The sequence below is a fragment of the Algoriphagus sp. oki45 genome (assembly GCF_036245605.1).
Classification (GTDB): Bacteria; Bacteroidota; Bacteroidia; order Cytophagales; family Cyclobacteriaceae; genus Algoriphagus.
Genome location: NZ_BTPC01000006.1, coordinates 69,549 through 95,887, shown reverse-complemented (window position 1 = coordinate 95,887; position 26,339 = coordinate 69,549). Strand labels below are relative to the sequence as shown.

Genomic DNA, 26,339 nt, shown 5'->3' with positions numbered 1-26,339 from the left:
TTCTTCCTTCATCTCATTCAATAATCCAAAAAAAGCCGCCTGTTTATCTTATTGTAAACAGGCGGCTTTTTGATTGGTCCAATATTTCCCCTTGGATATTATTTCTTGGATTGACTACTTTCCTTTACCCTCAGATCAAAATCGCTCAACACATTCATGTAATTGATGAATGCATCGTACGGAGTGTCATAGGGGCTAAAGTATTGATGGACCGAACCGTCTGAAAAGAACTTGGTACACATATAGTAAAAGTGGTCCGAGGTCTGAAGATATCCCCAATCCCGTTGCAATTCAGGGTCATCAATGGTTTTGATTTTGCTCTCGATTTCATATAATCGGTCAAAGGCCTCATCCTGAAGGTCATTACCCAGCCAAGCCGTCAAATCCCTTTCCTCGTCAGCCCATGAAATTGGAGTGGGAACATAGATTTTGCCTACTCCCGGCAATTGACGGATTACTTCTGATGGGGTGGAAAAGGAAAAGTCGGAGTGTCTGAAGATGGCCTCAGGCAAATGTCTCATGAACTCGAAGATTCCTGTATCCGCCCATTGATGCTCTCCGAAGGTCTCATAATCCATAAAGAGATTGACCACTTGCTCTTCCTTGGGGATGGCGTTGAGCCAAGTGACAAATTTCTCTGTAGTGAGGGGATAGTCTGCCCAGGTTTTATTGCTGAAGCGGAAGGCAATATCATCCGAAAGACGGAAGTTTTTGAGAAGGACTTTCAGTTTGGGCTCCAATGCATTGGTGTAAATGTAATTCGGGCTTTTCCATCCCAGAATGTGTTTAGCTCCTTCAGTCAATATTCCCTCATAGCCCAAATCATAGACCATTTTGCCGATTTCATCTGAATAAATCAGCTCCGTGTTTCTGAATACTTTCGGGGTATAGCCGTTAAACAATTCTTTGATTCTGTCCTGATGTTTTTTTACCAGAGCGGTGAATTCTTCCTTGCTCTTCAGTGCCGCAAGTGAATGAGTATAGGTTTCATTCAGCAATTCCACATGTCCGGTGGCCACTAATTTTTGGAAACTCTCCAACACATCCGGTGCGTAAGCTTCCATCTGGTCAAGAAAGGTTCCTGAGATAGAAAAGGCCACTTTAAATTTCCCCTTGTACTGATGGATCAAATCCATCAAGAGCGCATTCATAGGCAAATAACATCTCTGTGCAGCCTTTCTGATTACATTTTTGTTCAGATAATCGTCCCAGTAGTAATGGTCCTCACCTATATCAAAAAAGCGATAGGGCTTTAGTCGGAAGGGCTGATGCACCTGGAAATAAAAGCAGACGGTTCTCATGATTGTTGGGCTATAGTTTTTTCGTAAACAGTTATCAATTTGGCAGCGACATGTTCCCATTTTAGCTTTTTCAGCTCTTCACTGCCCAATTCTTTGAACATTTTGGAGATTCCTTCATAATGGAGCAAAGCAAAAATGGCATCGGCCATTGCGTCCACATCCCAGAAGTCGATTTTGATCGCATTTCTCAAGACCTCGGCTACTCCGGACTGTTTGGAAATAATTACCGGGGTATTGTGACGTACGGCCTCCAATGGAGCGATGCCAAATGGTTCGGATACCGAAGGCATAACATAGACATCCGAAATGGCATACATGTGGTCCACATCGTCCCCTTTAAGGAAGCCTGTAAAATGGAACTTGTTGGCGATTCGAAGTTCCGCTACACGCTGAATCATCCTGTTGAGCAAATCTCCTGATCCTGCCATGACAAAGCGCACATTGGGGTCACGGTCAATCACTTTTTTGGCTGCTTCTACAAAGTATTCCGGTCCTTTTTGGAAAGTGATTCTTCCCAAAAAAGTCACGATTTTCTCGGGGACCTTTTTCTGATAGGCCGATTTGATGATGCTTGCATCGAGTACGGCATTGTGAAGGACAGATACTTTATGGGCAGGTACGCCATATTTTTTGATCACAATATTTCGGGTCAAGGCACTTACTGCCAGTACGTGGTCCGCAGCGTGCATTCCGGCCCGTTCTATTTCATAGACCGGCTTGTTTACCGACTCCCCGGATCTGTCAAACTCAGTCGCATGAACATGAACCACCAAGGGCTTTCCACTGATTTCCTTGGCTGCAATTCCTGCAGGAAAGGCCAGCCAGTCATGGGCATGAATGATGTCAAAGTCGCTCCGATCTCGGGCAATCTGTGCTCCTACCAGGGCATATCTTGAGACCTCCTCCATGAGGTTTTTGCCATATTTCCCACTGAACTCGTACTTATTGGTAAAAATACTTTCGTCCACGTCCACCTTGTCGTGGATGGTATAGTCCGTGAATTTCTGAAACTCTTCGGGGCCCAGATAAGGGACCAAAAAGCTGCTTACCTCGAGATAGGTGAGGTTTTTCCAGATTTTTTTAAATTTTTTCTCCCGGTAATTGATGGAGATATCACTACCATTTACGAAGTCAGCCAGATTTTCCTCATCCCCCCATAATTTTGGCACTACAAAAATCACCTTCTGATTATGATGGTTCATACCCTTGACCAATCCATAGCAGGCAGTGCCTAATCCTCCGGAAATGTGAGGGGGAAATTCCCACCCGAACATCAAAACTCTCATAGTACCCTTATGTTTTTTTGACTAAATCCATCATTCGAAGCAGTTCTGCGATACTCCAGGCTTGGGAAATTGATCCCTTAGGCCGATGGGGTGCATCTCCGTCGTAAATTTCGGCCACTGTTCCTACCCCATATTGGGTCATCACTCCATCGAAGCTTTTGATTATTTTCTGAATGAAATGCTTAGCCGCTTTGCCGTGCAATTTCATGTAGCCTTCCACAAAATGCCCTAAAGGCCAGGCCCATACAGTACCATTGTGGTAGGCATTATCTCTGCTGATTTGATTACCAAAGTAGTAGCCCTTATACCCGGGGTCATCCGGCGACAATGAACGAAGGCCACGTGGGGTAAGCAGCTTGGATTTGGCTATTTCCAGAATCTGATCATTCTTTTCTTCACTCAGCATGGTGTAAGGAAGGGAGGTAGCAAAGACCATATTTGGTCGGATAGACCAGTCCTTTTCTTCTCCGTCTACCACATCAGCCAAATACCCGTAATCCCAAGACCAGAATTCACGGTCAAAGGAATCCTTCACTTTTCCCGCAAGGGTTAAATAATCCTTATCTCCGGACAACTCATGATAGAAGCAGAGGGCATTGTACCAGAGGGCCTGAATCTCTACCGGGCAACCTTTTCTTGGGGTTACAGGTCCATCCGGAGTGATTGCATCCATCCAAGTCAGTGCTACTCCGTCTTGACCACCCCAAATCAGGCCATTTTCCAGCATGTGAATATTGAATTCCGTACCTGCCTTATATCCCTCAATAATCCCCCGAAGCTTGTCCAAATACCGGGTTTTTACGGTCTTTTTGTCTCCGGTAAAGAAAATGTACTGCTGCAAAGACCAAAAAAACCATAGGGGAGCATCCATGGAGGTCATATTGGTGTAATCACCACTTCCTATGTTGGGGAAAAGCGGGCCTTTGAGGTCCTTGGACATGGTATCCATAATTTCCAAAAAGGTTTCTTTGTCTCCCATTGCCAAAGTCAATCCCGGGGCAGCAATGAAGGTGTCCCTTCCCCACCATCCAAACCAAGGATACCCAGCAATTATTCTTACTTCTCCGTTTCTTCTTCGGATAAACTGGCCAGCGGCATTTTTGAGGCAGTTTTCGAAGTTGTTTCTGGGAATTCGTCTTGCGATTTCCTTTTCAAAGGCATTTTGGCGTGTTTTCGGATCTGCCTCTGTGAGTCCCGCTGAAAAAATGACAGACTCGCCTTTCGCTATATCAAATTCAAAGTATCCGGGGACGAACAGGTCTTCCTGATAGTCATACCCTCTTTCTCTTTCCTGAATGTACTCGATGTTATAATACCAGTCCGGGGAAGAATTGAAGGTGTTCTTTTTTGAAAGCTGGAGGAAAAGCGGGTCGTACTGGGGATAAAGCTGGAATTTCAGTCCATTGGGGACCTTTTCTGCAGTTTTGTTGATTTCGTCATTGGCTTTCATCAGTGAATGATAGCCTCTGAAAGCCAAAAAGGGCTGAATTCTGATTTTGGTCGGGGAGTGCGCCTCCAGCAGGGTATATCGGATCATCACCCGATCCCGATTGGTGTCCAAAATGAGTTCCTTTTGCAAAAGGACTCCGCCTACTCGGTAAGTAAGCTTTGGAATGGGTTCGGAATCGAAATCTTCCAAATATTTATGGCCCCTTGGGGAGTAATTCCCGGGGAATTTGCTGATGCCCAAATTAAAACTTGCCCCATGCTGGATCACAGTTTCATGCACTGTGGACAAAAAAACATGATTTTGAGTATCTATTTGCGGTTGAGGCACTACCAAAAGCCCGTGATACTTGCGGGTATTGCAGCCAATAATGGTCGTACTTGTGTAAGTTCCCGAGCGGTTGGTCCGGATGATTTCCCGTTCCAGCGAATAGTTGAGGTTAACTAATTGGGTCTTGTCAAAATGGATATAACTCATAGTGAATTATTGTAAGAAGCTAAAAATAGAAGTTTGAACGGATAAGAAAAACTAAAGACAAAAAAATAAAGGTTATGTAATCATAACCTTCTTTTTAATCAGTGTAGCGAGTGAATCTTCTCTTTTTGGATCTCTTCAAAGTTGCGGATAGACTCCTCGAATTTGAGCAGATAATTTTGAACCTGCTTGATGTTCACCGGCTTTACTTCCGGGAATTTGGGAGAGGATTTGAACAAAGTAAACATCTCAAATTGGTTTAGTTTCTTCTGGAATTGTCAAATCTTGTGCCAAAACAACTCCGTTATATATAGCAAAACCCCTCGATTTGAGGGGTTTGGGTGAAAGACCGGGTTCGAACCGGCGACCTCTGGTGCCACAAACCAGCGCTCTAACCAGCTGAGCTACAATCACCGTGTGGTTTTTCCTCTGAGGTTTTTCTCATTGGGTGTGCAAAAGTAAGTAGAACCTTTGTTTGGCGCAAGCAGGTCCAAGCTTATTTCTAAAAAAAGTTAAATCATAATCACGATTTCCTTTATGCTCCAAGTCGCAGGATGGATATGTCCGAAACCGCTCACTCCTCGTTCATTTTTGATGAGTGTACTATAAATGAAACAGAAAAGCAGTGCCTTTTTTCCAAATCACCAGGCCAGAACCCAAGCTTCAAGTCTGTCAAGAAAACCGGGCTTCGAGGGTAATCCCTTCCTATTTGCCTATATTTGTAGCGAAATGCAAAAGTCTTTTTCCCTTAATACCTGGATTAGGATTTTTATTGATCACCTAACCCTATTCCCATGAGCGATGAAACTCCCGGATTTGATGGATTTAAGCTGAATAAGCAGCTTCTAGAAGCAGTAGCCGAATCCGGATATACTCAGCCTACACCTATCCAGCTAAAGGCAATTCCGTTGGCCTTGGCAGGTCACGATGTCTTGGGTATCGCTCAGACAGGTACAGGCAAGACGGCCGCGTACTTGCTTCCAGTGCTTATGAAGGTGAAATATGCTCAGGGAATTCATCCCCGAGCCCTGATTCTGGCGCCTACCCGTGAGCTAGTCATGCAGATCGAGGAGGTGGCTAGAGAACTTGGAAAGAATACGGATTTGAGAATTGTATGTCTCTATGGGGGAATCGGTCCGAAAACTCAAATCGAGCAGATCGAAGCGGGAGCGGACATTCTGATTTCTACTCCGGGTCGATTTATGGATATCTACCGCAAGGGAATTATCCATACCAGAGAATTGAAAACCATGGTACTGGATGAGGCGGATAAGATGATGGACATGGGGTTTATGCCCCAGATTCGGTCTATTTTGGAAGTGATTCCCAGCAAGCGTCAAAATTTGTTGTTTTCGGCCACTTTTTCAGGGAGAATTGAGCATTTGGCTGCGGAATTCTTGGAGTTTCCCGAGCGGGTAGAAGTAGCCCCTTCGGCTACTACCGCAGAGACGATCGCTCAGGTAAAATACACCGTGCCCAACATCAAGACCAAAATCAATCTACTAGCTTACCTGCTCGAAAGTGAGGAAATAAGCCGTGCGATCATTTTCACCCGAAGCCGGAAAAATGCGGAAGCCGTGTATTCTTTTCTCGAACGGAAAAATTTCGGAGAAATCCGGGTTATCCATGCCAATAAAGGTCAGAATACCCGGATCAATTCCATGGAAGACTTCAAGTCAGGGGAGGTGAGGCTGCTCGTGGCGACGGATGTGGCCTCCAGAGGCCTGGATGTCTCCATGGTTTCCCACGTGATCAATTTTGATGTGCCTTTGATCTATGAGGATTATGTGCATCGAATCGGAAGAACAGGTCGGGCAGAAAATGAGGGAAAGGCGGTCACTTTTATCAACCCGGCAGAAGCCTATCATTTTGAAAAAATCGAGGAGCTGATCCGAATGACGGTGGAGGAGTTGCCAATTCCGGATCCGGTGGATGTGCCTCCTACTCCCTTTGAGGAAAAGCAAGCCTATGAGCGGGAATTGGATAAGCTCAAGCAGCGGGATAATCCGGACTACAAAGGTGCTTTTCATGAGAAAAAGGCTCAGCCGAAGAAGAATATCGGCAAGGGGGAAAAGGTAAAAGCCAAAAAACAGGGGAAAAAACCCAATAGAAATCAGCTTAAGACCAAGAATCAGAAGAATAGGGGGAGTAAATAATTTATTTAAATTAGTTGTGTAGTATTTTTTTTTTTAAATCGAAAATGTTTGCAAACAACTAATTCAAATATTTAATCTTAATTATTTAAAAAATGAACTCATTCAAAAAAATTTTCGGGTTTTCGCTCATGGCGATTTTATCCTTCTCTTTACTTCCTAGTCAAGGTAATGCTCAAGATCTTGAACTTCCAGGTTCAGGGTGTTCCATGACTGTTTTAGGAGAAGAAATTCATTGTACAAGAGTTTGGTGCTCAACTACCATGAGTATGAGTGGTTGCGATTTTAGTGGGGCACTCACAAGTCAAACTTGTGATAAAATGAAATCTTGTTGAAATTACGGGCTGGAGTTCTCCAGCCCTTTTTACAATTCTTATGAAAAAACATCTTTTTTACAAAATTTTAATTTTGATTTTTACTTCCTGTAATAGTAAATCAATTGATAATGAGTTAATTCCAGATGTCAAAAGTTTAATTATTCCAATTTCATTAGATCAACTCAATTCATATCAAGTTTTCAGTAATTATTCTGAAAATGACAATAATAGGCTAGTTGCATATAATAGAGTTAAGCATTCTTTGGATTATTTTGATTTAGATAATTCAAAAGTCATAAAATCTGAAAATCTATTTTATGAAGGACCAAATGGGGTTGGAGAAGTTTCATCTATTTTCTGGCATAATTCAGATTCCATTTTTATGTACGAAAGAGGGAAGTTGCATCTATTTAATGAAAAGGGTATAAAAATTAACTCAATAGACTTATACAGTCTTTTTTCAGATAAAAAACTAGGAGAACCAGTATGTAACTTTTATTTCAAACTCTCTTATCGGGAAAAAGAAAAGCTGATTTACTTTTCTCTTATCCACCACGGTGTGAGTCTTCAAGAGAGAGCCAATCTCCCATTAATTGCTTCGTTGAATATTGAGACATTGGAAGTGAAAGCACTTCCGATTACCCATACGGATCATTATAAAAAAGCAGGAGGAAATGTAGGTTTTATCACCTATTTGGGTTTTCAAGGGTTCATGGAGGATCAAATGGTTTATAATTTTCAATATGAGTCAAGTCTATTCTCCTTTGATAGCAAAAATCAATTGGTTTCGTCAGGCCTTTCTCATGAAGGCAAGTTCATTCCAGAATTGATTGATTTGGAAAATATTGATCAACATGCAATCGATAATCCGCATTTTTTGACCCCAATACCCGACAACTACCGAAATTTGATTTATCGAGGAACTTGGGGTGCGCCTGATCCTTTACTTCCCGAATCTGGCTTTACTGAAAAGAAAATTTCAATTAGCGTTTTTGATTCCGATCTGTCCTTACTTTCAACATTTGACCTTCCCAATTACACCTATCAAATCAATAATTGGTTTGTTAATGAAAATGGGTTGTACCTGAATTATGCCCATCCGCGCAACGAAAGAGTTTCAGAAGATTTTTTAGTCTTTCATGTATTTCAATTTGATCAAAATCCTGAGTAGAAAATGATTGAGGCTATTGGTTTGATTTTTGGCCTTTTTCTTAATCCTGTCGCCGAAAGTATTCTTGTTCCCTTGGATCATTCAGATCCTGAAAGCAGGAAAATTCTGATTTCCTATCATTTTGAAAATGAATTTGATCCAGAAAGGGAGACGGTCTTTACGTTGGATGATCCGGTTGATGATGGTTTTTTGAAGTTGGATTTAAGTGAATCTGTCAAAACAGAATTCAACTGGGTTAGGATCTCAGGAAGACATTTTTCAGAAGATCTTCAAAATTTCATTCAAGAAAATTCGCAGGAGGACTGGGAAAAAATCTATCGATGGTTGAATCAAAATCAAGTATCTCAAGACATTGAAATAATCCGCAAAAAAATCCTTGGCAAAAAGAAAGTGATTCTTATTGGGTATTCTTCTTCCGCAGGGATTATGATGCATTATTTGTCGTCCTATTCACAAAGTGTGGAAAAATTGATTTTAATCAATCCCTTTTTGATGGATATTCAGACGAATCTAAGTTTTTGGAATTTTTCAAATTACTTTCAAAATCAGCCTACTGCTTTGACGAAATGTGAATTCTTTGAATTCGCCTACAGATCTTCTTTTGATTTCTTTAATTCAGATCCCTCTTTGAGAGATAGTTTGATCAATTCGTCGATGAAGGCCTTCAAAGAAGACACTATGAATTCAGTGGAGGTGAAATTTCCTTTCTCACTTGCAGTGCGATCTTTTGAGCATTCTATAGAACTAAGGTCAAAACCCAATACAGATTTCCCTGTTGCCAGTTTTTTGAAAGAAAAAAGTGAGCCAATTTGGAACATTTATTCCCAAAAGAAATTTCCCTTGATTGGTACTAATTATGATGTAGGGCTAAGCTTCAAAGGTCAGGTAATACTACTCGGCAGTGCTTATGATCTTTTGATTAATCCTAAAGTGGTCGATGTCCTTGCTGAGTTTTTTCCTGAAAGTACTTTGGTCATGTTTCGGGATGGGCATTCTTTGGAGAAAGTTCGGAAGACAGAAGAATTCTATATTTTGCTTTTGGCATTTTTGAAAAATGATTTCCAGCAAAAAGTCCGATCTTATCAGATTTTAATTGATTTAAACCTTCTTTTTCTTGGGAAGAATTACAACAATATTCCTATAGGATAAGAAAGATGGCCCCAAATTTTTGGGGCCATTTTTCTTATCGTTCACCTCTGGTATTTGTGCCATCCACAGGAGTTCTTTGCTCTCGGTTTGCCAAATCCCAAGCTGTGTGGAAGATTAGCTGGGCTCTTTTGGTCATCAGTGGGAATTCGATCTTATCCACGGTATCCGTCACCTGATGGTAGTCATCATGTACTCCATTGAAGAAAAAGATGACCGGAATATCAAACTTTGCAAAATTGTAATGGTCTGATCTGTAGTAGAATCGGTTAGGGTCATCTTCTGCATCGTAACGGTAATCCAAAATCAGATTGGTGTAGGTGATGTTGTTGTATTCGTTGATTTTCTTCAGATGTGAAGAAAGCATCTCCGAACCGATCACGTACACATAATCTTTGTTTTCAGCATTTTGGTATTCGTAGTCGATACGGCCCACCATGTCAATATTGATGTTATTGACGGTGTTTGCTATCGGGAAAATGGGATTTTCTGAATAGTACTGCGATCCCAAAAGACCTTTTTCTTCACCGGTTACATTCAAAAACAGGATGCTTCTTCTCGGTCTGTTTCCCTCTTTGGCAGCGATGGCAAAAGCCTCTGCAATTTCCATGACAGAGACAGTTCCCGAGCCATCATCATCTGCACCATTGAAAACTTCCCCTGTGGAGCTTACGCCCACGTGGTCATAGTGGGAGGAAATCACCAATACCTCCTCTTTTTTATCAGTCCCTTCCAAGAAGCCCATCACATTCACTGCTTCTACCGGGGTTTTGGTTTTGACTACCTGATAGGTGGCTTTTTGTGAAGCGATGGATTCCGGATTGGATTTGGCGGCTTCTTTCAGGGTTTCTACAGGAGTGGCAAAAAGCTCAGCCATCTTGTCAGAACTTACCATGAAAACAGGTCTCTGCTTGATTTCTTGATCGAAACCGATTCGTCCTCTGCCTGCAAGAGTCTTGTATCGATTGGCAATGCGGTCAAAGTTGGCCTGTCCTTCCATGGTCACGATCACGATGCCGGCTGCACCAGCATCCATGACTTTGGTGATCAGGTCATTGCTTCTCACGCCTACTGCCCAAAGGCCGACTAGCTTGCCTTTGACATCTACTTTTGCAAGATTTTCGTCAGTCACCAGCCCCAGGAATACCAATTCTCCCTTGGCAGCTTTGGCCATGTTTCCATCTCCGGTGAAAACGAAATCTTCATTTTCCACCAATTTATTTTTCCCCACCTGCAGGGTCACTTTGGTGAAGGCATTGCTCACCAAAGGAACTGACTGAAAGTAGCTGCCATCGGCAGGGCCGGTGAGCCCCAGATTTTTGTAAAAATCAGCCAGATAGTTAGCGGCAATTTTTCCTTCCTCAGAGCCGGTATCACGGCCTTTCATTTCGTCGGATGCCAAGTAGGTCAGGTATTCTCTTAGATCTTCTGCCGTGATGGTATTGGCATATTTTACTTGTACGGGATTTTGTCCAAAGGCTGAAAAAGCCATTGCAAGCGCCAGATTCGCGCTTAAAAACCATTTTTTCTTCATAAGATTCAGTTTAGGGTGCTAAGCTATTGATTTTTTTAAGCGACAAATAAACCGTTTATCAATTCCTCTGGTTTTCATGGAAATATTTAGCAAAAGCCAAATTCATTTTCTTTGAAGAAATGGTACCTTTGCACCCATAAAATCAGGAAGTTTCCAGACCCAAATAGAAAAAATCCTACCGTTCTTTATGAAGATTAATCTTACCAATGCTGTCAAGTTTGAGAGCAGACACAATGGCCCGACCGAGGCAGAGATCGCAGAGATGTTGGAAAAAATCGGGGCCTCATCCCTTGAGGAATTAATCAATCAGACTGTCCCTGAATCCATCCAGTTGGAGCGTCCCTTGGACCTCCCAAAAGCCAAGCTAGAATCAGACTTCCTGCGGGATTTCAAAAAGCTGGCTTCCAAAAACAAAGTGTTCAAATCCTTTATCGGATTGGGCTATTATGACACCTTCGTTCCTGGTGTGATCCTAAGGAATGTGTTGGAAAATCCGGGCTGGTATACTGCCTATACTCCTTATCAGGCGGAAATCGCCCAGGGAAGATTGGAAGCATTGATTAATTTCCAGACTGTAGTGAGCGAACTGACTGGGATGGAACTCGCCAATGCCTCTCTTTTGGATGAAGGTACCGCAGCCGCAGAAGCGATGACTATGCTGCATGCAGTGAAGCCAAGAGAGAAAAAGACAGCAAATAAGTTTTTTGTAGACGAGAAGATTTTTCCTCAGACCAAAGCGCTCTTGGAAACCAGAGCGGAACCTATCGGAATTGAGCTGGTCTTCAGATCCATTGATCAGTTGGATGTCACCGATCCTGAGCTTTATGGAATCCTTTTCCAATACCCGGATGCAACCGGTTCGGTAAGAGATTACTCTGCTATCGTAGCAGCAGCTAAAGAAAACAAGGTATTGACCGCTTTTGCTTCTGATCTTTTGGCCTTGACCCTACTTACTCCTCCCGGCGAGATGGGTGCAGATGTGGTGGTGGGTTCTGCTCAGCGATTCGGCGTACCTATGGGCTATGGAGGTCCTCATGCAGGATTCTTTGCTACCAAGGATGAATTTAAGCGACAAATCCCGGGAAGAATCATTGGGGTATCCATCGATAAGGCTGGAAATAAGGCCTACAGAATGGCCCTTCAGACTCGGGAGCAACACATCAAGAGAGAAAAAGCCACTTCCAATATTTGTACCGCACAGGTGCTTTTGGCAGTGATGTCCTCCTTCTACGCAGTCTATCATGGTCCAAAAGGTTTGAAAGACATTGCTTTACGAACTCACGGTTTGGCAAAAATCACTGCTCAAGCGCTGAAGCAAGTGGGTCTGCAGGTAGGCGAGCAGAATTTCTTTGACACCATAGAAGTGAAAATGAATGAGGTGTCTATCGAAAGAGTAAGAGGATTGGCTTTGGGAGAAAAGATGAACTTCCGCTATGAGGCCGATTCTGTTTTCATCTCTTTCGACGAAACCAAGACTTTGGAAGATGTGAAGACTATCGTTAATGTCTTTGCTACAGAAGAAGGGAAGCATACCCTGAATCTGGACGAAATGGTGAGCAACCTGAGCCTGGAGCTACCCGAAGCTTTGGTCAGAAAGTCAGAATACCTGACTCATCCGGTCTTCAATAGTTACCACTCAGAGCACGAGATGCTCAGATACATCAAGAGACTGGAGGCAAAAGATCTTTCCTTGGTTCATTCCATGATTTCCTTGGGATCATGTACCATGAAGTTGAATGCAACTGCGGAAATGATTCCGGTTACCTGGCCTGAGTTTGGTCAGATTCACCCATTTGCTCCTATGGATCAGACTTTGGGCTATCAGGAGCTTTTCACCAATCTTAGAACTTGGTTGACCGAGATCACAGGTTTTGCAGATACCTCCTTGCAGCCTAATTCCGGTGCGCAAGGCGAGTATGCAGGATTGATGGTGATCCGGGCGTATCATATCAGCAGAGGAGAAGGCCATAGAAATGTTGCTTTGATTCCTACCTCTGCTCATGGAACCAACCCTGCTTCCGCTGTCATGGCAGGGATGAAAGTCGTGTTGGTGAAATGTGACGAAAAAGGAAATATCGACTTGGCTGACCTAAAGGAAAAGGCAGCTGCTCATGCAAACGACCTTTCAGCCTTGATGGTGACTTATCCTTCCACTCACGGGGTATTTGAGGAAGCCATTCAGGAGATCTGCGCCACGATTCATGAATTCGGAGGTCAGGTATACATGGATGGAGCAAATATGAATGCTCAGGTAGGATTGACTTCTCCAGGTAGAATTGGCGCCGATGTATGTCACCTGAATTTGCACAAGACCTTCTGTATTCCTCATGGAGGCGGAGGCCCTGGTATGGGACCGATTTGCGTAGCATCTCATTTGGCTCCATTCCTACCGGGAAATCCATTGGTAAAAACCGGAGGAACACAAGCTGTATCGTCCATTTCGGCTGCTCCTTATGGTAGTGCGAGTATTTTGCCTATTTCCTATGCTTATATCGCGATGATGGGAGGAGATGGACTGACCAATGCTACTAAAATGGCGATTTTGAATGCCAACTACATTAAGGAAAGATTGGATGGACATTATCCGATTCTTTATACCGGAACTAAAGGACGTGCTGCACACGAAATGATCATCGACTGCAGAAGCTTTAAAGAATTTGGAGTAGAGGTAGAGGATATTGCCAAGCGATTGATGGACTATGGCTTCCATGCACCTACGGTTTCTTTCCCTGTGGCAGGTACCATGATGATCGAGCCAACTGAATCTGAGACCAAAGCTGAGTTGGACAAATTCTGTGATGCCTTGGTATCTATCCGGGAGGAAATTCGAGAAATCGAAAGAGGAGAAGCAGACAAAGAAAATAACGTACTGAAAAATGCGCCTCATACAGCCACTATGGTATTGGCAGGTGACTGGAACCTTCCTTATTCAAGAGAAAAGGCGGTGTTCCCACTGAGCTATGTAAAGGAGAATAAATTTTGGCCCACTGTCCGCCGAATTGATTCAGCCTACGGAGACCGAAATCTTGTTTGTAGCTGTATTCCGGTGGAGGAATATGCAAGCGAATCGGCTTTGGCATAAAGAAAAACAAAAAGAGCTGACCTGAGAGTCAGCTCTTTTTTTGTTTAGGCTTTCTGAATTATCTAAGAATTACGCTCGAAGACAAATCAAAAAGCACATCATTTGATGTGCTTTTTGATTTTTTATACATGAACATGCCGCTCTGCATGGTAGGAGGATCGGACAAGTGGACCGGACTCTACGTACTTTAGTCCTCTTCTTAGCCCTTCTTCTTTGTAATGAGCAAACAGATCTGGGTGAATGAATTCTGCTACTTCGATATGTCTTTTGGTAGGCTGTAGGTATTGACCTAGCGTGAGAATATCACATCCGTTTTCTACCAAGTCATCCATGGCTTTGTAGACTTCTTCTTTGGTCTCGCCTAAGCCAAGCATAATTCCTGTCTTGGTTCTTTTTCCGTAGGCTTTGGTGAGTTTGATTTGCTCGAGAGAGCGGTCGTATTTGGCTTGGGGTCTGACCATTCTATAAAGTCGGCCTACGGTTTCCATATTATGGGAAACTACTTCCTGACCTCCTTCGATCATCCTGTAAAGGGCATCCCAATTTCCTTTTACATCAGGAATGAGTGTTTCAATGGTCGTAGCAGGAGACAATTCCTTGGTCAATACCACGGTTTGATACCAAATCTCAGCTCCCCGATCTTTGAGTTCATCACGGTTTACCGATGTGATTACTGCATGTTTTACACCCATCAATTGGATGGCTTCAGCGACTCTTCTCGGCTCGTCAGTGTCATATTCATTAGGTCGGCCAGTGGCCACTGCGCAGAAAGAGCAGGATCGGGTACACACATTACCCAAAATCATAAATGTGGCAGTGCCCGCACCCCAGCATTCACCCATATTAGGACAGTTGCCACTCTCACAGATGGTATGCAGCTTATGCTGATCTACTAGTTTTCGGACTTTTGCATATTCCTTTCCTACGGGAAGCTTAACTCTCAACCAATCCGGCTTTTTTCTTTTAGTTGCTTCCTCGGAAATTACAGGTAATTCAATCATGTCAGGGAAATTTGGTACAAAGGTAATTCAGGACATCACAAATGCCAATCACTTCCTGAATCCGTAATAAAAGGTGAAGTAGGCAGATTGGAAAATCTGATTGTTTTCAGCAGTCGGAATCAGTGGGATTTCTTTGCTATAACCCTCAAGCATGTAGCCCAGTTCCAATCCGGTGGCACTACTTCGGAATACTCCAAATTCAAACATCAAAGCAGCCTTGACATGGGCTCCAATGGCTAATTCAGATTCTCCAAGACCTTGGAAAAGTCGCCCGGTTCCTAAAATGTTAAATCTACTTTGGTGGACTTCAGGGTCGTATTGCTCAGTTACTGTTTCCAGTCGATTCAAAGCATATTCGATGTAATAGGGAGCGATCAGCCCCAAGCTGGGACCTACCGCCGCCAAAGCGGAAACCTGAACTCCCTGATTGGGTGCTTTTTTAAATAAGATCACCTCTCGTCCATAGTGCGGTCTGATTGCGTAGAGGTAATTGGATTTTCCGAAAATATAACTATTGCCCAATACGGTATTGTATCGGGTTTCTTTTTGATTCTTCACATTAGATAGCTCCACTCCCCAAAAGGAAAATTGACTGTCATCTATCCGAGTGCCGGCTTTAAAAACAAATCCTCCAATCAGTCCTCCGTTGGTGTTTTTATTCAAACCAAAAAGATATTCCTTGTCGTATTCATAGTTTCCCACGTCATCTCTTTGGGCATTGGCCGCATTTAAGTTCAGTAAGGAAAAGATAAAAAGGAGGATAGGGAGTTTTCGCATTTGTTCTCGCGGATTTTGCCTACGTTTTAGAGGTATTTAACTCGAAATTAAAAGTAAGAGTTTAACTCGAGGATTAAAAGATTGCTTTTGATGGGACAATTGATTCTTCTTTTTCAAAAAGTGAAGAAAAGTTTTCAAATCACCTCCATCATAGGATTAAAACCGATATTTGAAGAAAAGAATATTAAACCCAAATAAATCGATCCACGATGTGCTATTTATTCGAAAGTTTTAAGGGCTGGAAAAGCTATTGTGAAGAAAGGCAGGTCTCTTTGGTCCAATCTGTCATGGAATATGAGATTGAGCAAAAGAATTCTTCTGAAGAAAGAATCAAATCTGGACTTGCGGAAGCATATACGGTCATGAAGGAGGCAGTGAATACCGGGCTGACTGAAGATATGACCTCCCGATCGGGGATGATTGCCAATGGGGCAAAAAAGGTATTCAATCATCCCTTGGCGGTATTGTCTCCAGAGTTTAAGCAGTTGATTTCCAGGGCATTGGCTGCCAAAGAGGTGAATTCCTGCATGGGTAGGGTAGTCGCTGCCCCTACGGCTGGTGCATCAGGGATTCTTCCAGGTACACTGGTAACTCTTCAGGAAATCCACAGATTGAGTGATGAAAAGATTGTAGAGGGACTCTTGATCGGGGCAGGAATAGCTTTGATAATTGAGGAAAAAGCGAGCTTGGCAGGTGCCGTCGGGGGATGCCAGGCTGAGACCGGTTCAGCTGCTGCCATGGCTGCAGGAGCCATAGTTTATTGCTTAGGCGGTACTACTGATCAGATTTTCAATGCGGTCGCTGTTACAATTCAATGCATGTTGGGATTGGTATGTGATCCGGTGGCAGGCTTGGTAGAGGTGCCATGCGTGGTGCGCAATGCAAGCGCTGCCTCTATTGCATTTAGTTCGGCTCAGATAGCGTTGGCCAGTGTGAGTTCGGTGATTCCAGTGGATGAATGTATAGAAGCCATGGGAGAGATTGGAGCTTCCATGGAAAGCAGATATAAGGAGACGGCTTTAGGTGGACTTGCTGCTACATTGACTGGTCAGGAGATTTCGCAGCGAATTCTGATTCAGGATATTGAAATCCTTCCGGACCAAACCTTACCCGATTAAGTTCTGAAAAAAAGGAATTCCCAGAATCTGTTCTATGGTTAAGCTAAAAAAGCAAGCCCAAAATAGCCCACTGATGAACATATAGAGAAAAATCTTCCTTTTTTGGGTGCCAAAGGAAACCAATATCAATGTGCCTCCAATCGGGGTAAGTAGGAGTGGGGTCAAAAAGGCAATTCCGATAATTCCTGATTTTTGCCATACCTGAACAATCCTTCTGGATCGCTTACTGAATGTTGGTCGCTTTTTTATAAAGTGTTTTTCAACCAATTTTTTTATCTCTGTTCCTATGAAAGTGAAGATGAACACGCTGGTCATCATTCCAGCTATAGTGACAAATACAGTTTCAAAAAAGGAATAACCAGCTGCATACCCCAAAACTGGGCCACTGATAAATTTGAAGAGACTCAGTATATAAATTCCAAAAAATGTAATCAGAGCTTCACTCATATCAAAAAGAAGATGTAGGCTATGTAGCAAGCCAATAAAATCAACCCTTCAAAGTAGGAAATCTTCATTTTGGTTTTCATCAATGGGAAAAGAATGGCTGAGAATCCAATCATCCAAAGAAAATCGGAACTCAGAAATGCATCTGAGACTCCGATAGGCTTGATAATGGCTGTAAGACCAATAATCGATAGGATATTGAGAATATTACTGCCCAGGATATTTCCCAAAGCCAAGTCTGTTTTTTTGGAAAGGGCCGCAAGGATGGAAGTAATCAATTCAGGTAAGCTTGTCCCAATGGCGATTACAGTCACCCCGATTACTCTTTCTGAGATGCCGAATTCCCGTGAAATTAGGACTGCATTTTCTACCAAAAGCTCAGAGCCGAAATAAAGCCCTACAATGCCTGCCAGAAAAAGCCCCACAGATGCCAGCCAAGAATAGCTTTTTACTTCTTCCAATTCTTCATCGGCTTCTTTCACTCCTTCTTTGATTCCTGAGCCAAGATTCCGAAAAAGATAGGCGTTGAAAGCGATAAAACTCCCAAAAAGTAAAATGCCTTCCCAAAGCCCAATTTGACTGTTTAGGCTTAGCAAATAAAAAACTACCGTGACAATCATCATCAAGGTATAATCAAATCTCAGGTGTTGGCGGGAAATCAAAATGGGATAAAATAGACCACTCAGTCCCAATACAAGTCCAATGTTTGCAATATTAGAGCCAACGACATTGCCAATCGAAATGTCAGCGTTACCCTTTAGTGCAGCATTTATGCTCACTAGGAGTTCAGGAGCAGATGTACCAAATGAGACAATGGTCAGACCAATTAGGCCTGCAGAAAGGCCAAGTTTGAGAGCAACTGATGAAGCACCGTCAACGAGAAATTTTCCGCCTAGCAATAAGATAGCAAGTCCTAAGATCAGGAATAAATAGGGGGTCATGGATTAAAGTTTTGGTCCAAAAGCCAAGTCTCCAGCGTCACCTAGGCCTGGGACTATATAGGATTTGGAGTTAAGTTTTTCATCTATGGCGCCAATCCATAGCGAATAGGGTAGAGAAAGGTTTTCTTTCAGAAACTGGATTCCTTCAGGTGCTGCAATAACCGCTGCAATATGAATGATTTCTGGAGTGCCATGCTGAAGAATTGTTTCTATAGATTTTAAGAAAGATTTTCCTGTGGCCAGCATAGGATCTGCCAATATTACGGTTTTCCCTTCCAGTGAAGGGGATGCATGATAGCCTAAGTTAATTTTAATATCGTTGCCTTCTTCTCTAAATGCGCCGATAAAACCACTTTCTGCGTTGTCAAAAAAATTCAGAAATCCTTGGTAAAAAGGTAGTGATGCTCTTAAAACAGCAAAAATTACAGGCTTTTCGTCAGGTATCAGGCTAATCGCTGAAGACAGTGGAGTTTGAATGGTTTTTTTTGAGAATTGGAACGTTTTAGAAATTTCGTAAGCCAAAATTTCACCTAGACGTTCCAGATTTTTTCTAAACCTCAGACTGTCTTTTTGAATCTCAAGATCCCTAAGTTCGGTGAGAAACCGATTTGCAATAGAAGGGGTATCGGTTAATTTAAACATGGGGGCTAATTTACGAGAAAAAACCCGTCTTGACTTTTTAAAATTGTGCTGTCAAAAATCTTTTGGGCAAAAAATCCGATAGATTATTGTTTTTATTATGGAAGATAAAAATTAGTGGTAGGGATTTTCAGTTAAAGAAGTCTCCATCTGATGTGAAAAAAAAAGCCTGACTCGAAAGTCAGGCTTTTCTATTTGGTTCGTCCTAATTATTTGATTTCGAAGCTTGCTCTTCTTGCCATTTGACGAGCATCGGCTGAAGCTTTGTCTACGCTGGTGTCCTCTCCATAACCTTTGAAGGACAATCTTGAAGCATCCACACCAGAAGCGACTAGCAAGTCATAAACTGCTTTTGCTCTCCTTTCAGACAACTTCATGTTGTAATCCTCTGGACCCAATTCGTCAGCATAACCTTTAACTTCCACATTTATGCCAGGGTTTCTCTTAAGGAAGTTAGAAACATATTGTGCAGCACTTACTGAGTATCCTAGTGGTTTGTCGCTATCAAAAGCATAGTAAACATTTACATATCCATCTTGAATGGCTTTCCTCATGTAATCAATTTCTTCACGGATCTCTTCAACTGGGCATCCGTTAGTAGAAGCTGGGCCAGGAAGGAATGGACACTTATCCAAATGGTCAGGAGTACCATCACCGTCAGAATCCAAGGTCATTCCTGCTGCATTAACTCTAGCACCAGCTGGAGTATTAGGCTCTTTATCCAGGTAATCAGGAACACCGTCTCCATCAGAATCTTTCAACATATCCTTGATTCCATTGATTTGGGTAGCCAATTCTTCTTTGGTTGCATACTTGTCTGCTGCAATAAACCAGTCAGCATGTTGTTCTGCTTTACCAAGGTAGAAGTTCAGACCAAGAGTTCCAGTCCACCAAGTACCATTAGCTCCGTAGAAACCGTTGCTGATGTCAGGTCTGATTGCTTCCGCACCATCCCAAGTTACAGTTTGACGGCCGTTTAGGATGGTAGAGATATCACCAACTAAAGCAACTCGCTCACTGATTTTGAATTGTGGAGTGATTCCGAAGATTAATGTGTAAACATTATCATCGAAGTCATTGAATTGATTTTCTTCTGGATTTACTAGTCCAATACCTGCACCAGTATGCAATAGTAATCCAAACTTTCTCGTGAATGATTCGAAATTCATCACTCTCCCGATGTTTGCAACACCTTGGAGATTTAGTCTGAAATATTTGGTGTTAAATGGTAAGCTTTGAGAATCACCACCTTGAGCTTCACGCACAGAGCCAAATCCGTAGTCCAGCTTCATACCAAACTTTTCATTGAACATGTATCTAGCCCCAAACTCAATATGTCCAAGATTGAGGGTAGGAGACAAGAAGTTTCTATTGAGAGGTGCCATAGGTTTGTTGAAACCTCCACCTACTTCAAGAGAGAATTTGTTGAATTCCTGGGCATTGGCAGTGATTGCCATTGCTCCAGCCATAATTGTTGAGAGTATGAGTTTTTTCATGAGAAAAAATTTTTTGTTCAGTTTTTATTTAAGTGATTGATGGATGCAGGGACAAATTTATAAACTTTTAACTTATTGCAAATCTAGATGAAATATTTAAATCTCAATTATACCAAATTAAATATCCCTCCAATTATCCGCAAATATTCTCATAATACAACATATTTAATGCCAATATGGAATTTTTAAAAGACCTACTTGGCCTATCTGGGGTATCCGGAGATGAATCCTTGGTTTCAGAATGGCTTTTAAAACAAATACTACAACGGATGGGTAGCTGGAAGGTTTGTCCCGAAATATTTTCTGGTGAAAAATTTCATGACGCCGTCTTATTAAAATTTGGATGCCCCAGGACCGCAGTTTTTGCCCATGTCGATACGATAGGATTTATGGTCAGATACAACAATCAGCTAATTCCGATTGGAGGGCCTGAGTTTATTGAGGGGACTATTTTGGTGGGAAAAGATCGATTGGGAGAAATCAGGTGTAAACTGAGTGGCACAGAAGACGCCATGTTTTATGATTTTCCCCGTGCTATTGAGCGTGGAACTCGTCTATCTTTTGAACAAAACGTCCGCATGGACTCTCATTTTATTCAAGCTGCTTATTTGGATAATAAGTTAGGGGTCTATAATGCTTTTCGGCTTTGTGAAAATCTAGAAAATGGTTGGATTGTTTTTTCGACCTATGAAGAACATGGCGGGGGCAGTGTCCCTTTTCTGCTTAAGTTTATTCAAGAAACTGCTCCGATCAAACAGGCCTTGATTTCGGATATCACTTGGATTACTGAAGGAATTCATCACCATGAAGGGGTGGTAATTTCGTTAAGAGATAAATTTATACCAAGAAGGAAGTTTTTGGATCGTATTCTTGCTTTGGCAGAGAAAAGTCAAATTCCTTTTCAGCTGGAAGTAGAGGCATATGGAGGGAGTGATGGACGTGAGGTTCAATTTTCTCCTTATGCAATTGATTGGTGTTTTATTGGAGCAGCGGAAGATCATGTCCATTCTCCAGATGAAAAAGTTTCTTTGGCAGACTTGGATTCCATGATTTCCATGTATCAGTATTTAATGAAAGAATTGTAACCACATTCTATGAAAAGAAGGATAAATGACCGGGATTTCGAATTGTTCTTAACCCATGAACGAATACAAGCGCGGCTACAAGAGCTGGGAGAAGAAATAAGCAGAGATTTCCAAGGAGAAGATTTGGTGGTTTTGGGAGTGCTTAATGGCTCTTTTATAGTTATGGCTGATTTAGTCAGGTCGATCGATCTTCCTATCAAATGTGAATTTTTGAGAATTTCTTCTTACAGCGGGATGGAATCCACAGGAAATATTCGGTCGGTGTTAGGGCTTTCCTCCGAGATAGCTGGAAAAAGTGTCCTGATTGTGGAGGATATTGTGGATACCGGAGTAAGCATGGATTTTCTTTTGGAAGATCTGCAAAAGCGTCAACCCAAAAGATTAGCTGTTGCCACTTTGCTTTTTAAAAAGGATGCTTTTCGGTTTAATTACCCGCTGGATTATGTGGGTTTTGAAATTCCCAATAAATTTGTCGTCGGCTTTGGCTTGGATTACGATGGTTTTGGCAGGAATTTGCCAGACCTTTATCAACTCAGTTTAAGTTAATTTTCTATTCAAAAATGCTAAATATTGTCCTCTTTGGCCCTCCAGGCGCAGGTAAAGGCACTCAAAGTGAGAAGCTCATCGAAAAATATAAATTAACTCACCTTTCTACCGGTGATCTTTTCCGAAAGCATCTCGGAGAAGGCACAGAATTGGGAATCTTGGCCAAGAAATATATGGATCAAGGTCATTTGGTGCCTGATGAAGTGGTAATCCAAATGGTAGAAGATAAAATCAGCTCTACTCCCGACAGCAAAGGGTTTATTTTTGACGGCTTCCCAAGAACTACAGCTCAAGCAGAAGCCTTGGATACCATGCTTCAAAAAAATGAGATGTCCATTTCAGGAATGATCGCTTTGGATGTTCCTGAGGATATTCTTCGGGAGCGGATTAAAGAAAGAGGCAAAACATCCGGAAGAGCAGATGATCAGGATGACGAAAAAATAACCACCAGAATTAAAGTGTACCTCTCCGAAACCCTTCCAGTGGCAAAGTATTATGAAAATCAAGGAAAATTTACCAAGATTCACGGAGTAGGTCAGATTGAAGAGATTTTCCAAAACATCTCAGAAGTGATTGATGCCTATTGATTTCCCATAATTTTCTAATTTTGCACTTCCAAGACATGGCTAGGCTCTCGGGCTTAGCCTTTTTCATTCTATATCATGGCCGATTCCAACTTTATTGATTACGTAAAATTCTGCTCCAGATCTGGTGCAGGAGGCGCGGGTTCTGTTCATTTCCGAAGAGAAAAGCACGTGCCCAAGGGAGGACCAGATGGAGGAGACGGAGGCCGTGGTGGGCATATTATTCTTCGTGGAAATGCCCAGTTGTGGACATTGCTTCACCTGAAATACAAAAAGCATGTCATTGCCGAGCCTGGCAAAGGAGGTGAAGGTGGACGTAGGACAGGGGCAGATGGCAAAGATGTCATTCTTGAAGTCCCATTAGGAACAGTGGCCAAAGATGCCGAGACGGGAGAAAAGCGATTTGAAATTACCGAAGATGGGCAGGAAGTGATCCTGACATCAGGTGGTCGTGGGGGGTTGGGAAATGACCATTTTAAAACATCTACCAACCAAGCCCCTCATTATGCTCAACCCGGAGAGCCGGGGATTGAAGAGTGGATTATCCTCGAACTCAAACTTCTGGCAGATGTAGGATTGGTCGGATTCCCTAATGCAGGAAAATCCACGCTGCTTTCTTCCATTTCGGCCGCAAGGCCTGAAATCGGCGATTATCCATTCACCACACTCGTCCCTAACCTTGGTGTGGTGGGGTATCGGGATGACAAATCCTTTGTCATGGCTGATATTCCGGGAATCATTGAAGGTGCCGCTGAAGGAAGAGGACTTGGCATCCGGTTTCTAAGGCATATAGAAAGAAATTCCATTCTCCTTTTTCTTATCCCGGCAGATGCTCCGGACATCGGTGAGCAGTATCGGATTTTGCTCAATGAATTAGAAAAATACAATCCTGAGCTCCTCGATAAAAAACGGATTTTGGCCATTTCAAAAGCTGATATGCTTGACGAGCAACTGATGAAAGAAATGGAGCAGGAAATTCCCAAGGATATCCCTTACCTCTTTATATCCTCAGTCAGTCAGTTTAATCTGGAAAAACTGAAAGATTTGATTTGGCAGGCTATACATCAATAGAGGTGTCACTTTGTCAGAAAATCTCCTCTGGCAAAATACTTGTTGATTAAGGCAAGACCAACTATTGCCCGAATAATATGAAAAACAAAGATCACGTGGAACAAGAACCTAAAGCGCAGACCGAAGAGCAACTAGTGGAAGAGACTCCTAAAGAAACAGCAACCCTAAGCGAGGAGGAAGTTAAGGCAGAGGAGAACAAAGAGGGAAAGCTTGAGGCCGAAGTCGCCGATCTTAAGGATAAATATCTCAGACTTTATTCAGATTTTGAAAATTTCAGAAAGCGTACAGCAAAGGAAAGGCTTGACCTGATTCAAACTGCCTCCGAAGGTGTTTTGAAAGACTTGATCCCTGTGGTGGATGATTTCGAGAGGGCCTTCAAAGCTTCCGAAAATGAAGAGGATGCAGGCAAAATCCGTGAAGGCAATCAGCTGATCTTTCACAAATTGGTTAGGATTCTTGAATCTAAGGGATTGAAAGTAATGGTAGACCTGATCGGAAAACCTTTTGATGCCGAGACCCAAGAAGCAATCACTCAGATACCTGCGCCATCAGAAGAAATGAAGGGAAAGGTCGTAGATGTGGTGGAAAAAGGATACACACTTGGAGAAAAGGTGGTCCGATACGCCAAAGTAGTAACCGGAGCATAAAATCATGGCAAAAAGAGATTATTACGAAGTATTGGGGGTGAGCAAATCAGCCACAGCCGATGAGATCAAAAAGGCTTATCGGAAGTTGGCTATTCAGTTTCATCCTGATAAAAACCCTGGAAATCCTGAGGCTGAAGAGAAGTTTAAAGAAGCGGCAGAAGCTTACGAGGTTCTGAGCAATCCGGACAAAAAGGCCCGTTATGATCAGTTTGGTCATCAAGGACTAGGCGGCAACGGCGGCTTCGGAGGAGGCGGAATGAACATGGAGGATATTTTCTCCCAGTTCGGGGACATCTTCGGCGGCGGCGGTTTTGGGTCATTCTTTGGCGGGGGAGGCGGAGGCCGACGGACCAAGAAAGGCACCAATCTTCGGGTAAAGCTTAAGCTGAATTTGCAGGAAATCGCGAATGGCGTTGAGAAAAAAATCAAAGTAAAGCGTCATGTGGTGGCTCCAGGAGTCACTTTTCAAACTTGCTCTACCTGCCAAGGTACGGGACAGATCAAAAAGGTAGTCAATACCATGCTGGGACAAATGGTTTCGGCGAGTACTTGTACTGTCTGTGGTGGTTCCGGTCAGATTGTTGACAAAAAGCCAGCTGAGGCCGATTCCAAAGGTCTCATTATTAAGGAAGAGATTATCTCTCTCAATATTCCTGGAGGCGTAGGAGAAGGCATGCAGCTCAGCATGTCTGGAAAAGGAAATGAAACTCCGGGAGGAATTCCCGGAGATTTGCTTATTGTCATCGAAGAAGCGGAGGACAAAGTGCTTCAGCGAGACGGCAATAACGTGGTCTACGACCTTTATATTTCTTTTATAGATGCAGCTTTGGGATCTTCTATTGAGGTTCCTACTATAGATGGCAGGGTGAAAATCAAAATTGACCCAGGAACTCAAAGCGGGAAAATGCTTCGACTCAAGGGAAAAGGAATAAAGGACATCAATGGATACTCTCGAGGAGACCAATTGATTATGGTCAATGTGTGGACCCCCACTCAATTGTCCAAAGACGAGCGGGCCATGCTGGAATCTCTCAAAAATTCAGAAAACTTTAAGCCGGATCCAGGTAAACAAGACAAGTCCTTTTTTGACAAAATGAAGGAATTCTTCTAAAACCTTTATAGCCAGAAGCAATTCTGGCTTTTTTTATATTTTTAAAAAACCTTTTACCCTCTGCGTCGTACCCTATCCGTATGTTAAAAAATTTGTGTCTGCTATACACTTGGATTTTCCTTGGGCTAAATTCCGGACAGGCGCAATTTGTCAAAGAATACCAAGTTGCTGATATTAAAGGGTTTGAGCTGGTAGACCTTAAGTTTTCTTCTTACAAAAGCCAAATCCAATTGCGCAGGTCCAAATCCTACGGACCTCTGCATATCCATGGGCATTTGGCCCAATCAAATATTCTACCTGAGTTTGATTATGGGGTAAAAAACGAGGTGCTTTCAGCCTCACTTGTTCACAAAAACATCGAAACAGATAATTTGGGGAAAAGTATAACATCCAAACTTTTTTCTTCCAATACAAGCTATGACCATTCTTGGGATGTTAGTCTCAATTCCAATTTTCTCTATGATTTGAATTTCAATTTGGGCATGGGCAAATCAGAACTGGATATCAGCCATTTGTCCATTTCGGGAATGAAAGTAAGAAGCGCCAGTTCGGACGTCAAGATATTTTTTGGTGACCCAGTTCCCAATTCAGTTACCATGGATACCCTTTTGGTCACACTCAGCATGGGGCTATTGGAAGTCGCTGATGCTAACTTTACCAATGCCAGGGAAATGATCTTTGAAGTGGACTATGGAAAAATCAAATTAGACTTCTCGGATGGGCTTCCTCAGTCCTGCAAGGTCATTTCAGCGGTCAGTGTGGGTAGTGTGCAGGTAGTTCTACCTCCTGATAAGTACCCTGTCAAAATCAAAATGAATACTACCCCGATGTGCAGAACTGTCCTTCCTAAATATCTCAAGTCCTTGGATAAGGGAGTCTATGTGACTAAAGGCTTTAGTGCATCCGACCCCCGGCTATTGGAAATGATCATCGACGTAGGGGTAGGTTCTGTGACCATCGAATAGAAA

22 protein-coding genes and 1 tRNA gene are annotated in these 26,339 nt (G+C 42.6%); 12 read left to right on the top strand and 11 right to left on the bottom strand.

What is annotated here, in order from left to right; all coding sequences use genetic code 11:
* Positions 1-98: 98 nt before the first annotated feature.
* From AAA942_RS19840 to AAA942_RS19820, 5 genes are all read right to left on the bottom strand, one after another.
* Positions 99-1,301 carry a glycoside hydrolase family 57 protein gene (locus AAA942_RS19840; protein WP_338222049.1) on the bottom strand — a complete coding sequence of 401 codons (1,203 nt, stop codon included), beginning with the start codon at positions 1,299-1,301 and terminating at the stop codon, positions 99-101.
* Positions 1,298-2,587: a glycosyltransferase family 4 protein gene (locus AAA942_RS19835; protein WP_338222048.1), complete on the bottom strand. Its 1,290-nt coding sequence runs from the start codon at positions 2,585-2,587 to the stop codon at positions 1,298-1,300. The genes AAA942_RS19840 and AAA942_RS19835 overlap by 4 nt, the downstream gene beginning before the upstream one ends.
* Positions 2,588-2,594: 7 nt before the next feature.
* Positions 2,595-4,511, bottom strand: a complete 1,917-nt coding sequence (locus tag AAA942_RS19830) for an amylo-alpha-1,6-glucosidase (protein ID WP_338222047.1) — start codon at positions 4,509-4,511, stop codon at positions 2,595-2,597.
* A gap of 98 nt (positions 4,512-4,609) precedes the next feature.
* A complete protein-coding gene (locus AAA942_RS19825) occupies positions 4,610-4,756 on the bottom strand; it encodes a hypothetical protein (RefSeq protein WP_338222046.1) in 147 nt (48 codons plus the stop codon).
* A 91-nt stretch (positions 4,757-4,847) separates the two neighbouring features.
* A tRNA-His gene (locus AAA942_RS19820) sits at positions 4,848-4,923 on the bottom strand.
* Positions 4,924-5,302: 379 nt separating this feature from the next.
* On the opposite strand from AAA942_RS19820, the gene AAA942_RS19815 reads away from it, so the two are divergent.
* The 3 genes from AAA942_RS19815 (at position 5,303) to AAA942_RS19805 (ending at position 9,298) form a co-directional block, all read left to right on the top strand.
* Positions 5,303-6,664, top strand: coding sequence for a DEAD/DEAH box helicase (locus AAA942_RS19815; protein ID WP_338222045.1), 1,362 nt, complete (start codon positions 5,303-5,305; stop codon positions 6,662-6,664).
* A 372-nt stretch (positions 6,665-7,036) separates the two neighbouring features.
* Positions 7,037-8,149: a DUF4221 family protein gene (locus AAA942_RS19810; protein WP_338222044.1), complete on the top strand. Its 1,113-nt coding sequence runs from the start codon at positions 7,037-7,039 to the stop codon at positions 8,147-8,149.
* Between the two features lie 3 nt (positions 8,150-8,152).
* The gene (locus AAA942_RS19805) at positions 8,153-9,298 is read left to right on the top strand and encodes an alpha/beta fold hydrolase (RefSeq protein ID WP_338222043.1); all 1,146 of its coding nucleotides are present in this window, start codon (positions 8,153-8,155) and stop codon (positions 9,296-9,298) included.
* 34 nt (positions 9,299-9,332) lie between these two features.
* On the opposite strand, the gene AAA942_RS19800 is transcribed toward AAA942_RS19805, so the two are convergent.
* Positions 9,333-10,829 (bottom strand): M28 family metallopeptidase, encoded by a 1,497-nt coding sequence (locus tag AAA942_RS19800; RefSeq protein ID WP_338222042.1) that lies wholly within the window; start codon positions 10,827-10,829, stop codon positions 9,333-9,335.
* A gap of 187 nt (positions 10,830-11,016) precedes the next feature.
* Between AAA942_RS19800 and gcvP the strand changes: the two genes are divergently transcribed.
* Positions 11,017-13,911 (top strand): aminomethyl-transferring glycine dehydrogenase, encoded by a 2,895-nt coding sequence (gene gcvP, locus AAA942_RS19795; protein ID WP_338222041.1) that lies wholly within the window; start codon positions 11,017-11,019, stop codon positions 13,909-13,911.
* 122 nt (positions 13,912-14,033) lie between these two features.
* Here gcvP and lipA read toward each other — a convergent pair whose 3' ends face one another.
* Entirely contained in the window at positions 14,034-14,912 is an 879-nt protein-coding gene (gene lipA, locus AAA942_RS19790; protein ID WP_338222040.1) for a lipoyl synthase, read from the bottom strand.
* A 48-nt stretch (positions 14,913-14,960) separates the two neighbouring features.
* Positions 14,961-15,689, bottom strand: a complete 729-nt coding sequence (locus tag AAA942_RS19785) for a hypothetical protein (RefSeq protein WP_338222039.1) — start codon at positions 15,687-15,689, stop codon at positions 14,961-14,963.
* A 209-nt stretch (positions 15,690-15,898) separates the two neighbouring features.
* Between AAA942_RS19785 and sdaAA the strand changes: the two genes are divergently transcribed.
* Positions 15,899-16,807 carry an L-serine ammonia-lyase, iron-sulfur-dependent, subunit alpha gene (sdaAA, locus tag AAA942_RS19780; RefSeq protein WP_338222038.1) on the top strand — a complete coding sequence of 303 codons (909 nt, stop codon included), beginning with the start codon at positions 15,899-15,901 and terminating at the stop codon, positions 16,805-16,807.
* A 443-nt stretch (positions 16,808-17,250) separates the two neighbouring features.
* On the opposite strand, the gene AAA942_RS19775 is transcribed toward sdaAA, so the two are convergent.
* The 3 genes from AAA942_RS19775 to AAA942_RS19765 form a co-directional block, all read right to left on the bottom strand.
* Positions 17,251-18,192: a calcium/sodium antiporter gene (locus AAA942_RS19775; RefSeq protein ID WP_338222037.1), complete on the bottom strand. Its 942-nt coding sequence runs from the start codon at positions 18,190-18,192 to the stop codon at positions 17,251-17,253.
* Positions 18,193-18,195: 3 nt separating this feature from the next.
* On the bottom strand, positions 18,196-18,834 hold the full coding sequence (gene upp, locus AAA942_RS19770; protein ID WP_338222036.1) for a uracil phosphoribosyltransferase: 639 nt from the start codon (positions 18,832-18,834) through the stop codon (positions 18,196-18,198).
* A gap of 206 nt (positions 18,835-19,040) precedes the next feature.
* Positions 19,041-20,327: an OmpA family protein gene (locus AAA942_RS19765; protein ID WP_338222035.1), complete on the bottom strand. Its 1,287-nt coding sequence runs from the start codon at positions 20,325-20,327 to the stop codon at positions 19,041-19,043.
* A gap of 176 nt (positions 20,328-20,503) precedes the next feature.
* Here AAA942_RS19765 and AAA942_RS19760 point away from each other — a divergent pair, with 176 nt between their 5' ends.
* The 7 genes from AAA942_RS19760 to AAA942_RS19730 all read left to right on the top strand — a co-directional run bounded on the left by AAA942_RS19760 (position 20,504) and on the right by AAA942_RS19730 (position 26,336).
* Positions 20,504-21,412: an aminopeptidase gene (locus AAA942_RS19760; protein ID WP_338222034.1), complete on the top strand. Its 909-nt coding sequence runs from the start codon at positions 20,504-20,506 to the stop codon at positions 21,410-21,412.
* 9 nt (positions 21,413-21,421) lie between these two features.
* Positions 21,422-21,958 (top strand): hypoxanthine phosphoribosyltransferase, encoded by a 537-nt coding sequence (gene hpt / locus AAA942_RS19755; protein WP_338222033.1) that lies wholly within the window; start codon positions 21,422-21,424, stop codon positions 21,956-21,958.
* A 14-nt stretch (positions 21,959-21,972) separates the two neighbouring features.
* Positions 21,973-22,545, top strand: a complete 573-nt coding sequence (locus AAA942_RS19750; RefSeq protein WP_338222032.1) for an adenylate kinase — start codon at positions 21,973-21,975, stop codon at positions 22,543-22,545.
* Between the two features lie 75 nt (positions 22,546-22,620).
* On the top strand, positions 22,621-23,613 hold the full coding sequence (obgE, locus tag AAA942_RS19745; protein WP_338222031.1) for a GTPase ObgE: 993 nt from the start codon (positions 22,621-22,623) through the stop codon (positions 23,611-23,613).
* A 77-nt stretch (positions 23,614-23,690) separates the two neighbouring features.
* Complete coding sequence (locus tag AAA942_RS19740; protein ID WP_338222030.1) at positions 23,691-24,260, top strand: nucleotide exchange factor GrpE; 570 nt, start codon at positions 23,691-23,693, stop codon at positions 24,258-24,260.
* Between the two features lie 4 nt (positions 24,261-24,264).
* The gene (gene dnaJ / locus AAA942_RS19735) at positions 24,265-25,371 is read left to right on the top strand and encodes a molecular chaperone DnaJ (protein WP_338222029.1); all 1,107 of its coding nucleotides are present in this window, start codon (positions 24,265-24,267) and stop codon (positions 25,369-25,371) included.
* An 80-nt stretch (positions 25,372-25,451) separates the two neighbouring features.
* Positions 25,452-26,336: a hypothetical protein gene (locus AAA942_RS19730; protein WP_338222028.1), complete on the top strand. Its 885-nt coding sequence runs from the start codon at positions 25,452-25,454 to the stop codon at positions 26,334-26,336.
* Positions 26,337-26,339: the final 3 nt, after the last annotated feature.

Coding starts and splice junctions, on each gene's coding strand:
- AAA942_RS19840 (WP_338222049.1), bottom strand. CDS start 1,301: ATGAGAACCGTCTGCTTTTATTTCCAGGTGCATCAGCCCTTCCGACTA.
- AAA942_RS19835 (WP_338222048.1), bottom strand. CDS start 2,587: ATGAGAGTTTTGATGTTCGGGTGGGAATTTCCCCCTCACATTTCCGGA.
- AAA942_RS19830 (WP_338222047.1), bottom strand. CDS start 4,511: ATGAGTTATATCCATTTTGACAAGACCCAATTAGTTAACCTCAACTAT.
- AAA942_RS19825 (WP_338222046.1), bottom strand. CDS start 4,756: ATGTTTACTTTGTTCAAATCCTCTCCCAAATTCCCGGAAGTAAAGCCG.
- AAA942_RS19815 (WP_338222045.1), top strand. CDS start 5,303: ATGAGCGATGAAACTCCCGGATTTGATGGATTTAAGCTGAATAAGCAG.
- AAA942_RS19810 (WP_338222044.1), top strand. CDS start 7,037: ATGAAAAAACATCTTTTTTACAAAATTTTAATTTTGATTTTTACTTCC.
- AAA942_RS19805 (WP_338222043.1), top strand. CDS start 8,153: ATGATTGAGGCTATTGGTTTGATTTTTGGCCTTTTTCTTAATCCTGTC.
- AAA942_RS19800 (WP_338222042.1), bottom strand. CDS start 10,829: ATGAAGAAAAAATGGTTTTTAAGCGCGAATCTGGCGCTTGCAATGGCT.
- gcvP (WP_338222041.1), top strand. CDS start 11,017: ATGAAGATTAATCTTACCAATGCTGTCAAGTTTGAGAGCAGACACAAT.
- lipA (WP_338222040.1), bottom strand. CDS start 14,912: ATGATTGAATTACCTGTAATTTCCGAGGAAGCAACTAAAAGAAAAAAG.
- AAA942_RS19785 (WP_338222039.1), bottom strand. CDS start 15,689: ATGCGAAAACTCCCTATCCTCCTTTTTATCTTTTCCTTACTGAACTTA.
- sdaAA (WP_338222038.1), top strand. CDS start 15,899: ATGTGCTATTTATTCGAAAGTTTTAAGGGCTGGAAAAGCTATTGTGAA.
- AAA942_RS19775 (WP_338222037.1), bottom strand. CDS start 18,192: ATGACCCCCTATTTATTCCTGATCTTAGGACTTGCTATCTTATTGCTA.
- upp (WP_338222036.1), bottom strand. CDS start 18,834: ATGTTTAAATTAACCGATACCCCTTCTATTGCAAATCGGTTTCTCACC.
- AAA942_RS19765 (WP_338222035.1), bottom strand. CDS start 20,327: ATGAAAAAACTCATACTCTCAACAATTATGGCTGGAGCAATGGCAATC.
- AAA942_RS19760 (WP_338222034.1), top strand. CDS start 20,504: ATGGAATTTTTAAAAGACCTACTTGGCCTATCTGGGGTATCCGGAGAT.
- hpt (WP_338222033.1), top strand. CDS start 21,422: ATGAAAAGAAGGATAAATGACCGGGATTTCGAATTGTTCTTAACCCAT.
- AAA942_RS19750 (WP_338222032.1), top strand. CDS start 21,973: ATGCTAAATATTGTCCTCTTTGGCCCTCCAGGCGCAGGTAAAGGCACT.
- obgE (WP_338222031.1), top strand. CDS start 22,621: ATGGCCGATTCCAACTTTATTGATTACGTAAAATTCTGCTCCAGATCT.
- AAA942_RS19740 (WP_338222030.1), top strand. CDS start 23,691: ATGAAAAACAAAGATCACGTGGAACAAGAACCTAAAGCGCAGACCGAA.
- dnaJ (WP_338222029.1), top strand. CDS start 24,265: ATGGCAAAAAGAGATTATTACGAAGTATTGGGGGTGAGCAAATCAGCC.
- AAA942_RS19730 (WP_338222028.1), top strand. CDS start 25,452: ATGTTAAAAAATTTGTGTCTGCTATACACTTGGATTTTCCTTGGGCTA.